At 71.3% G+C, this 12806-nt stretch carries 10 protein-coding genes; 4 read left to right on the top strand and 6 right to left on the bottom strand.

The features are described 5' to 3' along the window. Window positions 1-29: 29 nt before the first annotated feature. The 3 genes from ACIBAE_RS28225 to ACIBAE_RS28215 form a co-directional block, all read right to left on the bottom strand. Window positions 30-1829, bottom strand: coding sequence for an LCP family protein (locus tag ACIBAE_RS28225; protein ID WP_399290781.1), 1800 nt, complete (start codon window positions 1827-1829; stop codon window positions 30-32). A 219-nt stretch (window positions 1830-2048) separates the two neighbouring features. Continuing rightward, window positions 2049-3692: an LCP family protein gene (locus ACIBAE_RS28220; protein WP_399290778.1), complete on the bottom strand. Its 1644-nt coding sequence runs from the start codon at window positions 3690-3692 to the stop codon at window positions 2049-2051. A 191-nt stretch (window positions 3693-3883) separates the two neighbouring features. Next, on the bottom strand, window positions 3884-4636 hold the full coding sequence (locus ACIBAE_RS28215; protein WP_399290775.1) for a TIGR03089 family protein: 753 nt from the start codon (window positions 4634-4636) through the stop codon (window positions 3884-3886). Between the two features lie 126 nt (window positions 4637-4762). Between ACIBAE_RS28215 and ACIBAE_RS28210 the strand changes: the two genes are divergently transcribed. The 3 genes from ACIBAE_RS28210 to ACIBAE_RS28200 all read left to right on the top strand — a co-directional run bounded on the left by ACIBAE_RS28210 (window position 4763) and on the right by ACIBAE_RS28200 (window position 8761). After that, the gene (locus tag ACIBAE_RS28210; protein WP_399290772.1) at window positions 4763-6262 is read left to right on the top strand and encodes an N-acetylmuramoyl-L-alanine amidase; all 1500 of its coding nucleotides are present in this window, start codon (window positions 4763-4765) and stop codon (window positions 6260-6262) included. 156 nt (window positions 6263-6418) lie between these two features. After that, window positions 6419-7501: a sugar phosphate nucleotidyltransferase gene (locus tag ACIBAE_RS28205; protein WP_399290770.1), complete on the top strand. Its 1083-nt coding sequence runs from the start codon at window positions 6419-6421 to the stop codon at window positions 7499-7501. A gap of 234 nt (window positions 7502-7735) precedes the next feature. Then, the gene (locus tag ACIBAE_RS28200) at window positions 7736-8761 is read left to right on the top strand and encodes a DNA-3-methyladenine glycosylase family protein (RefSeq protein WP_399290767.1); all 1026 of its coding nucleotides are present in this window, start codon (window positions 7736-7738) and stop codon (window positions 8759-8761) included. A gap of 101 nt (window positions 8762-8862) precedes the next feature. On the opposite strand, the gene ACIBAE_RS28195 is transcribed toward ACIBAE_RS28200, so the two are convergent. Genes ACIBAE_RS28195 through ACIBAE_RS28185 form a run of 3 tightly spaced genes read right to left on the bottom strand, consistent with a single transcriptional unit; the run spans window position 8863 to window position 11667 of the window. Continuing rightward, a complete protein-coding gene (locus tag ACIBAE_RS28195; RefSeq protein WP_399290765.1) occupies window positions 8863-10200 on the bottom strand; it encodes a coenzyme F420-0:L-glutamate ligase in 1338 nt (445 codons plus the stop codon). After that, window positions 10197-11153: a 2-phospho-L-lactate transferase gene (gene cofD / locus ACIBAE_RS28190; RefSeq protein ID WP_399290763.1), complete on the bottom strand. Its 957-nt coding sequence runs from the start codon at window positions 11151-11153 to the stop codon at window positions 10197-10199. Before cofD ends, ACIBAE_RS28195 begins: the two co-directional genes overlap by 4 nt. A gap of 13 nt (window positions 11154-11166) precedes the next feature. After that, window positions 11167-11667 carry a cysteine dioxygenase gene (locus ACIBAE_RS28185; RefSeq protein WP_399290760.1) on the bottom strand — a complete coding sequence of 167 codons (501 nt, stop codon included), beginning with the start codon at window positions 11665-11667 and terminating at the stop codon, window positions 11167-11169. Window positions 11668-12409: 742 nt separating this feature from the next. Between ACIBAE_RS28185 and ACIBAE_RS28180 the strand changes: the two genes are divergently transcribed. Then, window positions 12410-12673 (top strand): WhiB family transcriptional regulator, encoded by a 264-nt coding sequence (locus tag ACIBAE_RS28180; protein ID WP_014046372.1) that lies wholly within the window; start codon window positions 12410-12412, stop codon window positions 12671-12673. Window positions 12674-12806: the final 133 nt, after the last annotated feature.

Genomic DNA, 12806 nt, shown 5'->3' with positions numbered 1-12806 from the left:
CGCCGACCGTACGAGCCGGTGGTCCGGCGTCACTTGGCACAGACCTGCTTGTCGCCTTCAACCTTCTGCATATTCTCCGGCGCCTTCGCCGGACCGGTGACGGGCACCCCCGCGCCCTTGAAGTCCGGTCCGAGGGTCAGCGTCATCGCCTCAAGCCCCTCGGCGTCCACCGTGCCCTGCTGCATCGCCGAAGCCGGAAGCCCCATCATGGCCGCGAGCGCACGGGCCTGATCGGCCTGGTTCGGCGCGTACTCCAGGGTCGTCTTCGCCACGTTCGCCGGGGCGTTGCCCTTGTTGGTCGACTTCGGCACACCCTCGGTGTTCTGCAGCCAGGCCAGTGTCTCCTGGGCGGATCCCGGCGGACCGCCACCGTTGTACACGTCGACCCGGACATCGGCCGCCGCGGCCTTGGGACCCGCGAGGAGCTTCGCCTGCTCGGTCTTGGCCTCCTCCTTCTGCTGCGCGACCTCGGTGAGCGACGTGTCGTTCTGCATCATCGCGAACAGCTGCTTCGCCGGGGTCTCGTTCACCACCACCGTCACCGGCGTGGGCTCGTCGGGATTGTCGATCACCGGCAGGGTGGCGAAGGTGACGTTCTTGGGGTCGACCTTGGCGAGTTCCTTGGCGAGGCCGCTGAGCTTCTCGATGTTGCCGATGCCGGTGTCGACCGTGAGCGCCTTGGTCGCGGCCTCCGCCAGCGACCACAGCTTCGTCGGACTGGTGAGGGTGTCGCTGGACTTCATCTGCCGGATCAGCGAGCTGAGGAACTGCTGCTGGAGCTCGATCCGGCTCAGGTCGCCGCCCAGTCCCACCGAATGCCGGGTACGCACGAAGGCCAGCGCCTCCTCGCCCTGTACGACGTGCTCGCCCTTGGTGAGCCGCAGGTGCGAGTCCCTGTCGTTGATGTCCTTGGCGAGGCAGATCTTGACGCCGCCGACCGCGGTGGACATCGTCTTGACCGCGTTGAAGTCCGCCATCATGAAGTGGTCGATCTTGAGGCCGGTGAGCTCCGCGACGGTGAGCATGGTGCAGCCGGGGTCCCGGTCGTCCTGGCCGAGGCTGGTGTTGAAGCGTTGCCCGGGTGTCCCGGGGATCGTCTTCGTGCTGCCGTCGGCCTTCTTGGTCGTGCACTCGGGGATGTCGGTGATCAGGTCACGCGGGATGGAGAGCACCGTCGCGTTCGTCCGGTCCTTGGAGACGTGGAACAGCAGATTGGTGTCGGCGTGGCCGACGCTGCCCTTGTCGCCGTATCCCTCGTTGCCCGCGCCGGTCCGCTTGTCCGTGCCGATCAGCAGGATGTTGATGGGCTGGTCCTTCTGGAAGCCCTCGCTGCTCCCGCCCTGCACGTCGATCGTCGCGATGTTGCCGTTGAAGTGCTGGTAGGCGTAGTACGCGGTGGCGGAGCCGCCCACGAGCACGAACGCCAGCACGCCGCCGGTCCACAGCAGCCATTTCCTCTTGCCCGACTTCTTGGCCTTGCGCTTACGGCGCCCGGCCGAGGCGGGCGCCGTGTCGGCAGCACCCTTCCCCGCCCGGCGGCTGCGCGGGCCCGGTACGTCGGCGCGCGGCGGGGCGTCCTCGGCGTCGCCGGTGGAGGTCCGTGTCCGTGCGGAACCACCGCGCGCGGCATCGTCGCGCGGGGTATCCGCCCGTGGGGTATCCGACGGTGAAGCACCGCGTCCCGGTGCGGCGCCGCGCTGCTGGGCGGGCGGTGATGACTGCCCTGCGGAGTGGTCCAGTCGCAGTTCGTAATTGCCTGTCTGCGGGTTGAGGACCCATTGGTCGGCGGGGTCGATATCGTCCGCCTGCCCACGGTTCTGCGCATCCACGGTTGCTTGAATCCTCCGTCGGTGCCACGCGAGCGCCTCCCCCGAAGGCGCTCGGTCATTCGATCAGCGGTACCTGGCCTCGCGGCCGGAAACACCGGATCGCGTCACACTATCCGCCCGGTTCGGCGTCGAGCGACGCCGGTGCCGGATTGTGCGGCCCTTACAACCGGGCAATCCGCCCAATCCTCATGGAGTCCCGGTTCGGCGTCGGCCGTTGTTTTACTCACACACCCCGGCTGCCGCGTTCGAGCCGGAAAACGTGGGGGTCGGGACAGGAGCCGCCGTGCCCGTGCCGCCCGGCTTCTCGCGGCTCCCGCCGTCCGTCGTCCCGCCCTCGCCGGGACCGGCGCTCTCGCTGTTCTCGCCGTTCGTCTCGGATGGCGAGACGATGACGGGTTCGTCGCCGCGCAGCCGCTCGAAGAGGTTCTTCGCGTCGGGCTGCACGAGTTCGTCGCGATTCGGGTCGGCGGTGTACGGCTGCCGGGGAACGGTCAGGAACCGCACCTGGTCGATCGGTACGTTCCGCATGGATCGCGCCAGGTCGTACAGGTCGGTGAGGGTGGCCAGACCCGCGTCCGTGGTGATGGACTTCGTCGCCGCGTCCAGCACCGGATAGAGCCGGGTCGGATTCAGCAGCACACCGTCGCTCTGCACCTTCTTGAAGAGGGAGCCCAGGAACCGCTGCTGCCGCCCCATGCGCTCCGTGTCACTGCCGTCGCCGATGCCATGACGGGCGCGTACGAAGCCGAGGGCCTGCTCACCGTCGAGGGTCTGCGGACCGGCGGGCAGCTTCAGCTTCGCCTGCTTGTCATCGACCGGCTCCTTGAGGCAGATGCCGACGCCTCCCACGGCGTCCACCATGCCCTTGAAGCCATGGAAGTCGATCACCATGTGATGGTCGACGCGGATGCCGGTGAGATTCTCGACCGTACGGATCGTGCAGGCCGCGCCGCCGAACTCGAAAGCCCAGTTGAACTGCGCGAACTGCTCCTTCGTGCGGGTGCCGTCCGGCCGGCGGCAGCTGGGTATCTCCACCATCAGGTCGCGCGGGACGGAGACGGCCGTCGCGCTCTGCCGGTCGGCGGCGAGATGCAGCAGGATCGTGGTGTCGGAACGCTGCGAACCGCCGTCATCGCCGCCGTACTTGCTGTTTCCCTGGCCGGAGCGGCTGTCGGAACCGAGAAGCAGGATGTTCTGCGCGTCGAGGACGACGGGAGTGGGGCGTTCCTTCTCGTACGTGTGCAGCTCGGCGGCGGCGGTGGTGTCGGTGGTGATGTTGCCGTCGAGCTTCTGGTAGAACCACCAGCCGGCGCCGGAGGCGGCCAGGACGCTGACGGAGGCCCCGAGGGCGACCCAGCGCAGCCAGTGGCTCGTGCGCCGGAGGGGTGCGGCCGCGTCGTCGGCCGCCAGAGGCTCTTCGGGTGCCGCCGCCCCGTCCGGTTCCTCCGGCCCCTCTGCCTCTTCACGGTCAGCCGGCTCTTCAGGGTCAGCCGGCTCTTCACGGTGACCCGGCTCTTCAGGGGCAGTCGCCTCTTCAGGGGCTGTCGGCCCGGCCGTTCCTTCGGGCTCCGGGCCCGGGGATTCCGTATCCGTCTCCCCGGGCCCGGTCTTCTCGGGTTCCGTCTCCCCGGGCTCGGTCTCCCCGGGCTCGGTCTCCCCGGGCTCGGTCTCCCCGGGCTCGGTCTCCTCGGGTTCCGTCCCGCCGGGCTCGGTCCGTCCGGACCCCTCCCGCGCGGCGGCCTCGGGCGTCGGGTCCGCCGTACCGTTGTCCTCGGATCCAGGCGCCCGGTCCTGCGGCTCTGGTCCGGCCGGATTATTCGGTTCGGCCGGCGTGCCGGCACCTTCGGTCACGTCTGCGTCCATCCTTCAGGGCGTCGGCGGCGCGCTGGGCCGCCGGTTGCTGGGGTAGACGGGCGAAACACGTGCTTGGTTGTGCTGCGATCGCACGTATCGCCGATCATTTACCGCGCTTGACGTTCGGTGCCTGCGGCTCGGTCCGCTCTGTGCTGGATGAGTAGCTTTGGCGGATAGTCGTCTTGCCGGAACGGTGTCCGTCAAACCACGCGGTCGGTCACCCGTTCGCTTTCGACGCGCTTTTCGAGCGCCTCCGCCGACAGTTCCGCCAGGTTTCGGCAGAGCACGACGGACGCTCCCGCCGCGAGAGGAGCGAACAGGCCGGCCGACAGCCCCTCCCAGCTGTCGTAGGCGAGCCCCGACAGGACCCGCGAGCCCGGCGCGAGGCCGTGTTCCCCGGCGTCCTCGCGCGACCGCGCGACCAGCTCCGCCGCCGTCAGCTCCGTACCGCCGACGACGAGCGCGGGCGCGTCCGGATCCACGGGGGCGAACGGGGCGAACCGGTCGCCCTGCGCTGGCACCTCCACCGCGTAGTCGAGGAAGCCCTCCGGCGGCTGGGGGAAGCGGCCGCCCAGCGGGCGCAGCGCGAGGGCCACCCGCTCACCGCCGCAGGCGCGCGCCGCGTCGAGGGAGTCCGGGCCGCTGACGACGAGATCGGCCCCGGCGGGGTCGCCGCCGATCTCGACCGTCACGCCGACCGACGAGCAGGCGAGCAGCCAGACCGCGCTCTGCCAGTGCGCGGGCAGCAGCAGCGCGAGCCGGTCGCCGGGTCCGGCGGCCAGATCGCCCTGGAGCAGATTGGCGGTCTTGGACACCCAATTGGCGAAGGTGGCGACGGACAATTCGACGCGTTCACCGGTGGCATCGTCGTAGAAGGTGACCAAGGGGCGGGCCGGGTCCGCGGCGAGAGCGGATCGCAGCAGGTCGGCGGGGGTACGGTCGCTGGCGTTCACGCGGGAAAGGGTACGCCGGGGGGTCGGCGGACCAGCGCCGTACCGGTGACGGGGTACCCCGGTCGGCCCGACAGGCCGTCAGTTTCCCGGCGGGCGGGGGCGGCGGGACGCCCGCAGGATCAGCACATGCGTGCCTACCTTGCAACCTCGATCGGCGTCGCGTGCACCGCCGCCCTTGTCCTCCCCCTGTCGCTGCCGCCGGGCGCGGCGGCGTCAGCGACAGGGGCCGGGTCCCGGGCCGTCGTGCCGGGTTCCACCCAGTCGCTGCCGCTGGCCGTCCGCCCCACGGCACGAACGGGCGGCGCCGTGGCCGAACGGGGACTCGCCCGGCGTGATGTCAGGGACTTCTCGCTGCTCGGCGTCGTCTGGGACGACGCCGACGAAGAGCTCCACGGCACGGTCCAGGTCCGTACGCGCGCCACCGGGACGCACGCCTGGTCCGGTTGGCAGCTCCTGGAGACGCACAACCAGGAACACGGCGCGGACCCCGATACGGACGAGCGCAGGGCCGGGACCGTGCACGGCTCCACCGCGCCGCTCTGGGTCGGCGACTCGGACGGCGTCGAGCTCCGCGTACGGGCGGTGGAGGAGCCGGGAACGGAAGGGTCGTCCCCGGCGCTCCTGCCACGGGGGCTGCGCCTGGACCTGGTCGATCCGGGGGGCGGGCCGGCGCCGGCGACCGCGACGCCGCCCGCCGCGACGCCGGCGACCGGCGAACCCTCCACCGGTGAACCCTCCACCGGTGAACCCTCCACCGGTGAACCCTCCACCGGTGAACCCTCCACCGGTGAACCCTCCACCGGTGAACCCTCCACCGGCGAACCGCCCGCCGGTACGGCGCAGACGCCGGGCGCCCAAGTCGGCGGGGAACGCGGACCGGACGCCGTCGGGGCCCCCATGACCCTGGAAGAAGAGGCCAGTTCGGCGGTGAACGCGGACCTCGCGGAGCCCGGCGCCACCGAGATCCCGGAGCTCTCCAAGGAGGAGACGGAGGCCCGCCTCGGCGAGTTCGCGAAGCCGTACATCGGCCCCCGGCCGCGCATCATCACGCGCAAGGGCTGGGGGGCGGACGAGAGGCTCCGCGAGAGGAAGTTCGGCTACACCCAGTCGGTCAAGGCCGCCTTCGTGCACCACAGCGCGACGGGAAACAATTACACCTGCGCGGAAGCGCCGTCGGTCCTGCGCGGTATTTACCGCTACCACGTGAAGAGCAGCGGCTGGCGGGACTTCGGCTACAACTTCGCCATCGACAAGTGCGGAAACATTTACGAGGGGCGGGCCGGCGGGGTGGCCAAGGCCGTGATGGGCGCCCACACGCTCGGGTTCAACACGAACAGCACGGGGATCGTGGTCCTCGGCACGTACAGCGGCACCAATCCGCCGGCCGCCGCCACGACCGCCATCGCCAGGCTGACGGCGTGGAAGCTCGGGCTGTACGGGGTCGATCCGGCCGGCAAGGTCACGCTGACGTCCGGCGGCAGCAACAAGTACAAGAAGGGGACGAAGGTCAAGCTCAACGCCATCTCCGGCCACCGGGACGGATTCGTCACCGAGTGTCCGGGACGCCGCCTCTACGGGAAGCTCGGAGCCACCCGTACGGCCTCGGCGAAGTACCAAGGGCGTTGAGCGGAACATATGACTAGGGGGATGTACGACTCACAGGGCGTATGACCGGGGAGGTACCGAAAAGGCTGCATAGACTGGCCGGTCGCAAGTACAGATGTACGAAAGTACGTTGAATGTACGAAAGCGTCGGCCCCAGCAGGAAGCAGAGACGACACGGTGACAGAAGCGATCCTCCTGGTCGGCGGCAAGGGCACCCGGCTGCGGCCACTCACCCTGAACACCCCCAAGCCCATGGTGCCGGCGGCCGGTGTCCCATTCCTGACCCACCAGCTGGCCCGCGCGCGTGCGGCGGGCGTAGAGCACATCGTCCTCGCGACGTCCTATCTCGCCGAGGTCTTCGAACCGTACTTCGGTGACGGCTCGTCACTCGGGCTGCATCTGGAGTACGTCACCGAACGGGAGCCGCTCGGGACGGGCGGCGCGATCCGCAACGTCGCCTCGCGGCTGCGGTCCGGGCCCGACGATCCCGTGCTGATCTTCAACGGGGACATCCTGACGGGCCTCGACATCCGGGCGCTCGTCACGACGCACGCGTCCTCCGGCGCGGACGTCTCGCTGCACCTCACGCGGGTCGAGGACCCGCGGGCCTTCGGCCTCGTACCGACGGACGCGGACGGCCGGGTGACGGCGTTCCTGGAGAAGCCGCAGACGCCGGAGGAGATCGTCACCGACCAGATCAACGCCGGCGCGTACGTCTTCCGGCGTTCGGTGATCGACTCCATCCCGCGGGGCCGGCCGGTCTCGGTGGAACGGGAGACGTTCCCGGACCTGCTGGCCGCCGGGGCGCACCTCCAGGGCATGGTCGACTCCACGTACTGGCTCGACCTCGGCACGCCCCAGGCCTTCGTCCGCGGCTCGGCGGACCTGGTACTGGGCCGGGCGCCGTCCCCCGCCGTACCCGGGCGGTGCGGCGACCGGCTGGTACTGCCGACGGCGCAGGTGTCCCCGGACGCGAAGCTGACGGGCGGCACGGTCGTGGGCGAGGGCGCGACCGTCGGCGCGGGCGCGCGGATCACGGGCAGCGCGATCCTGGACGGCGCCGTCGTGGAGGCGGGCGCGGTGATCACGGACTCCCTGATCGGTACGGGCGCGCGGGTGGGCGAGCGTACGGTCCTGTCCGGCGTGGTGATCGGCGACGGCGCGGAGGTGGGCGCGGACAACGAGCTGCGCGAGGGCGTAAGAGTCTGGTGCGACGCGGTCCTCCCGGCGGCAGCGGTGCGGTTCTCCTCGGACGCGTAGGACGCGTCGCACGCGTTGCACGCCCTGGCGGAAGAGCTTCGCCACCCCGGGCCCGCTCCCGGACTCCACCACGGAGCCCGGAAGCGGGCCCGGTGCCTGCCCGGTGCCTGCCCGGGCGGTGTGGGGGCGGGGGCGGTGCGGGCGGTGCGGGGGCGGTGCGGATCGCGGGACGAAGCCGCTCGCGCCGCTCACCGCCTACCCTCGTGAGTGACCCCGACCCCCGAGGACCCACCCGTGGCAGGCCGCTTCACCCCCCGCCCCCGTCCCGCGCCGACGGCGCGCGCCTTCGCACCCGCGCCCGCCTCCGTGCCGCGTCCCGCATGCCCCGCGGACGGGATCCGGCGGCGCTGGACGCCACCGGCGGGGCCTTATGACCTCGGGCTCGTCCTCGGGCCGCTCCGGCGTGGTCCCGCCGACCCCACCTTCCGGGCCGCGCCGGACGGGGCCCTCTGGCGGACCGCCAGGACCCCCGCCGGGGCGGGAACCCTCCGGGTCAGGGGAGCCGGTGACGCCGTGGACGCCGAAGCGTGGGGCCCCGGCGCTGCCTGGATGCTGGAGCAGCTCCCCGATCTGCTCGGCGAGGCGGATCGGCCCGAGGCCTTCACCCCACGCCATCGCCTGCTCGTCGAGGCGCTGCGCCGCCGCCCCGGTCTGCGCCTGTGCCGCACCGGACTCGTACTGGAGTCGCTGATTCCGTCGGTACTGGAGCAGAAGGTCACCACCGTCGAGGCGTACCGCGCCTGGCGGCTGCTGCTGCTGAAGTACGGGGAGCCCGCCCCCGGCCCGGCCTCCGCCCCCGGCCCGGCCCCCGGGGGGATGCGCGTCATGCCCGACGCGCGGACCTGGGCGCTGATCCCGTCCTGGGAGTGGCACAAGGCCGGCGTCGACGCCAAGCGCTCCTCGACGATCCTGCGGGCCGTCCGGGTCGCCCGCCGGATGGAGGAGGCCGCGGCGATGGAACCGGAGCAGGCCGCCGCCCGGCTGCGACTGATTCCCGGTATCGGCCCGTGGACCGCGGCCGAGGTCGTCCAGCGCTCGAACGGCGCCCCCGACGCCGTCACCGTCGGCGATCTCCACCTTCCGGGCATCGTCGGCCACGCCCTCGGGGGCGACCGGGACGCGGACGACTCGACGATGCTGGAACTCCTCGCCCCGTATGCCGGCCAGCGGCACCGCGCGACCCGGCTCATCCTCCTCAGCGGCGGCACCCCGTCCCGCCGCGCCCCCCGCATGCCGGTCCGCGACATCGCCCCGCTGTAGGGCGTGTCCGGTGGGCCCGCCCGGCCTGTCCGGCGGGCCGCCCGCCTCGGAGCCTGCCGGGTGACCTCTGATCAGGCGGCCGAAGGCCACTCGACGGGGTCTCAGAGCACCTCGATGAACGCCTCCGGCTCCCGTGCCGGCCGGTCCTTCGGCGCGGACGCGGCGTGACCCACCGCCACCGCGCCCATCGGGTCCCAGTCCGCCGGCAGGTCCAGGACGTCCCGTACGACATCGCGGCAGAACATCGTGGAGGAGACCCACGCCGAGCCCAGCCGCTCGCCCGCCAGGGCCACCAGGAAGTTCTGCACGCCCGCGCCCGTGGCGACCACGAACATCTCGCGCTCCGCCGTGTCCCGGCGGGGGTCGCCGTAGGTGTGCGAACCGTCCGTCACCAGGCACGGTACGACCAGATACGGCGCCTTGCGCAGGACGTCGCCGCGCCGGACACGCCGGGCGATCGACTCCTCGGACTTGCCGTCCCGGCGCAGATCGGCGATCCAGGCGTCGCGCATCGCGTCGAGGAGCCGCGACCGGGACCCGGCCGATTCCAGCAGGACGAAGCGCCAGGGCGTCGTGTGGTGCGGGGCCGGGGCCGTGACGGCCGCCGCGACCGCGCGGCGGACCGCGCCCGGGTCGACCGGTTCGTCGGTGAAGTCGCGGACCGTACGCCGCTGGGTGACCGCTTCGCGCACCGCCTCGGACGTGCCGAGCCGGAACATGTCGTCCGCCGCGACCCGGACCATCGCCCGCGCGCCACCGGCCACCTCGGCCGTCCCGGCCGTCCCGGGCGACTCGCCGACCAGCCGGGACTCGCCGACCAGGTGGGACAGTCCGCTCACCACCGCCACCGGCAGTCCCGCGGCCTTGCCCTTCACCAGGTCACCGGCGGCGGCCAGTTCATCGGCGACGGCGACGACCGTAGCGCTGAGCGGATTGCCCTGCGCGTCGGTCCCGCCGCGCAGATCGTCCAGGACCAGCACCCCGGCGGCCCCGATGGCCACATCGGTGAGGCCGTTGCGCCAGGGCCGGCCGAAGGTGTCCGTGACCAGCACGCCGACGTCCACCCCGAGCGCGTCCCGCAGTCCGTCCCTGATCGCCCGCGCCGAGGCGTCGGGGTCCTCGGGCAGCAGCAGAACCGTCCCGGGCGCGGTGTTGGAGGCGTCCACTCCGGCCGCCGCCATCACCAGGCCCTGCCTGTTCTCGACGATGCGCAGAGGCCCGCGCCGCGCCACGACCCGGACGGTCTCCGCGTCGATGGCCGCCTCGCGGTCGGTCGCCCGGATGATCCGGCCTTCGGCCTTGGAGACGATCTTCGAGGTGACGAGCAGGATGTCACCGTCGGCCAGCCCCGGCCCGGCGGCCGCGATCAGCTTCACGAGGTCGTCGCCGGGCCGGACCTCGGGCAGTCCGGGCAGCGCGCGGACGCGGTACGACGTCACGCCCGTACCTCCTCGGCCAGCGCCAGCGCCTCACGCGCCATCGCGGCCGTGGCATCCACGTCCGTCATCATCAAGGGGATGGCCCGGCTGCGGATGCCCGCGCTCTCGACCTCGGGCACCGCCCCCGCGTCCACGGTGTCGACGAGCCAGCCGTCGAGCAGTCCCGAGCCGTAGTGCAGCGCCACGGCCGCGGCTGTCGACTCGACGCCGATCGCGGCGAGCACCTTGTCCGCCATACCGCGTACGGGCGCGTCCCCGACGATGGGGGAGAGGCCGACGACCGGCACCCCCGCCTCCGCGATGGCCTCCCGGATGCCGGGAACGGCCAGGATGGTGCCGATGCTGACGACCGGGTTGGACGGCGGGAAGAGGATGACGTCGGAGGCGGCGATGGCCTCCAGCACACCCGGCGCCGGCTTGGCCTGGTCCGCGCCGACCGGCACGATCGCCTGGGCGTCCACGGACGCCCGCATCTTCACCCAGTACTCCTGGAAGTGCACGGCCTTGCGCTCGCCGTCCACATCGACGGCGACATGTGTCTCGACGCGGTCGTCGGACATCGGCAGCAGCCGCACGCCCGGCTTCCAGCGGGCGCAGAGCGCCTCGGTGACGGCGCTCAGCGGGTAGCCCGCGCCGAGCATCTGCGTACGGACGATATGGGTGGCGAAGTCGCGGTCACCGAGGCCGAACCACTCGGGGCCCACGCCGTATGCCGCCAGCTCCGCCTTGACCTGGAACGTCTCCTCGGCACGCCCCCAGCCCCGCTCTTCGTCGATGCCACCGCCCAGGGTGTACATCACCGTGTCGAGGTCGGGGCAGACCTTCAGCCCGAACAGATGGATGTCGTCACCCGTGTTGCCGATCACCGTGACGTCCGCGTCCGGCGCGGCCTTTTTGAGGCCGCGAAGGAAACGGGCGCCGCCGATACCGCCGGCCAGAACCACAATGCGCATACGGCCCATGCTCTCAGGCCGGTACGACATCCTGGGCCGCCGGGGCGCACGAGGCGGAGCGCATCGGCATCTCTGTCAGGCCCGGATAGTAGATGTGCAGACTTACGGCGGGTTCGATCGCGTCGTTGACGACCTCGTGGACGGAGCCGGGGGCCAGGATCCGCTGCGCGCCCGGTACGAGGATGCGGCTGCCGCTCTCCGTACGCTCCGTCAGTTCGCCCTTGAGCACGGTCAGTACGCCCGAGGAGCGGCCGTGGCCGTGCGCTCCGCTGCCCTGCCCCGGTACCCAGGAGAGCAGCCACACCTCGTAGCCGGGGCCGGTGCGCAGCCGGTGGTACCACCGGGTGGTGGCGTCGTACCGGACGAGCGGGGCCCACCGCGCGCGGTCGGCGGCGAGGGTACGGGCGAGGCCCGTGAACTCGGCCACGGTGGCGGGGTGCTCCCTGGCGGGCTGGAGCAGGTGCTGGACCTCAAGGAGGTCGCCGGCGATCTGGAGGTCGCTGTCGCTGTTCATGGGTGCGGTGATTCCTCGGCAGACATGACGTGCGGGAACGGCGGCGATGGCGGGCATGGCGGCCGTGGGGGGAGATCTCGCGGGTGGTCTCGCGATGTCCGTCGCGTGACGCGGCACGCGACGGACATCGCGAGAGCGCAGGGGGCGACCGAAGAGATCAGAGATCAGAGATCAACGAGAGTGGCTGGAGCCCTCGGGCATCAACAGCTGGAACAGCAACAGCGGGCCTGGACAGCACTGCGGAATCCACGGACGTGGGTCGCTGGGTGCGCGGGCTTCGCTGGCATGTCACCAAAGGTGGCGAATCCGGCCGCCGGTGTCAACTCACTGGCCGATTTGGCGGCAATCATTCACCTCATCCGGTTACTGCGATCACGGAAAGGTTTGTGCCCCCACGCCTGCGGAGACATGGGCCAGCGACCGTGCTCGCAAACATCGCCGCTCCCCGCTTGGCCGGACTGTGATCCGGATCGCTTCCCCGGCCGGACCGCAACAAGGCCGGAGCGCGTGGCGTCCCTCTCGATGAGAGGGGGTGGATGTGGGCAGGCCTGTGGCATGTGTCAGGTTTTTGGTGATTTGAACACTTTCCGCATAGCCTTGGTTCCGCAGAGTGAATACCGGGTCCAATAGCAGATCTCGGCTTGACCGGCCCAGAGCACACACTTGTAATTTCACTCGTGTCGTTCGGCCGAAATCGTTGGCGGCCACACCACGGGGACGCAAAGACAGACGAGGGGCGCACATGACCGAGCTGTTCCAGCAACTGCTGGTCGAGGACGCGGATGAGGAACTCGGCTGGCAGGAGCGCGCCTTGTGCGCCCAGACCGATCCCGAGTCCTTCTTCCCGGAGAAGGGCGGTTCCACCCGCGAGGCCAAGAAGGTCTGCCTCGCCTGCGAGGTCCGTTCCGAATGCCTTGAGTACGCCCTTGCCAACGACGAGAGATTCGGTATCTGGGGCGGCCTGTCCGAACGGGAACGCCGCCGGCTGAAGAAAGCCGCGATCTGACGCGTTCCGACGCTTCCCGTCCGGACCGAGCGTTCTTCGGCACTTCCCGAGCGGTCGCCCAGCACTCTCCGACCGCTCTCCGACCGCTCTCCGACCGCTCTCCCCGGGCACTCCGACCAACGTCGGACCGCCC

Source organism: Streptomyces sp. NPDC051569 (assembly GCF_044454085.1).
In the GTDB taxonomy this organism is placed as follows: Bacteria; Actinomycetota; Actinomycetes; order Streptomycetales; family Streptomycetaceae; genus Streptomyces.
This window is presented reverse-complemented; position numbering and strand designations above follow the sequence as displayed.

Excerpts from the sequence above, each read along its gene's own strand:
- ACIBAE_RS28220 (WP_399290778.1), bottom strand. The coding sequence starts at position 3,692 with ATGGACGCAGACGTGACCGAAGGTGCCGGCACGCCGGCCGAACCGAAT.
- ACIBAE_RS28210 (WP_399290772.1), top strand. The coding sequence starts at position 4,763 with ATGCGTGCCTACCTTGCAACCTCGATCGGCGTCGCGTGCACCGCCGCC.
- cofD (WP_399290763.1), bottom strand. The coding sequence starts at position 11,153 with ATGCGCATTGTGGTTCTGGCCGGCGGTATCGGCGGCGCCCGTTTCCTT.
- ACIBAE_RS28185 (WP_399290760.1), bottom strand. The coding sequence starts at position 11,667 with ATGAACAGCGACAGCGACCTCCAGATCGCCGGCGACCTCCTTGAGGTC.
- ACIBAE_RS28180 (WP_014046372.1), top strand. The coding sequence starts at position 12,410 with ATGACCGAGCTGTTCCAGCAACTGCTGGTCGAGGACGCGGATGAGGAA.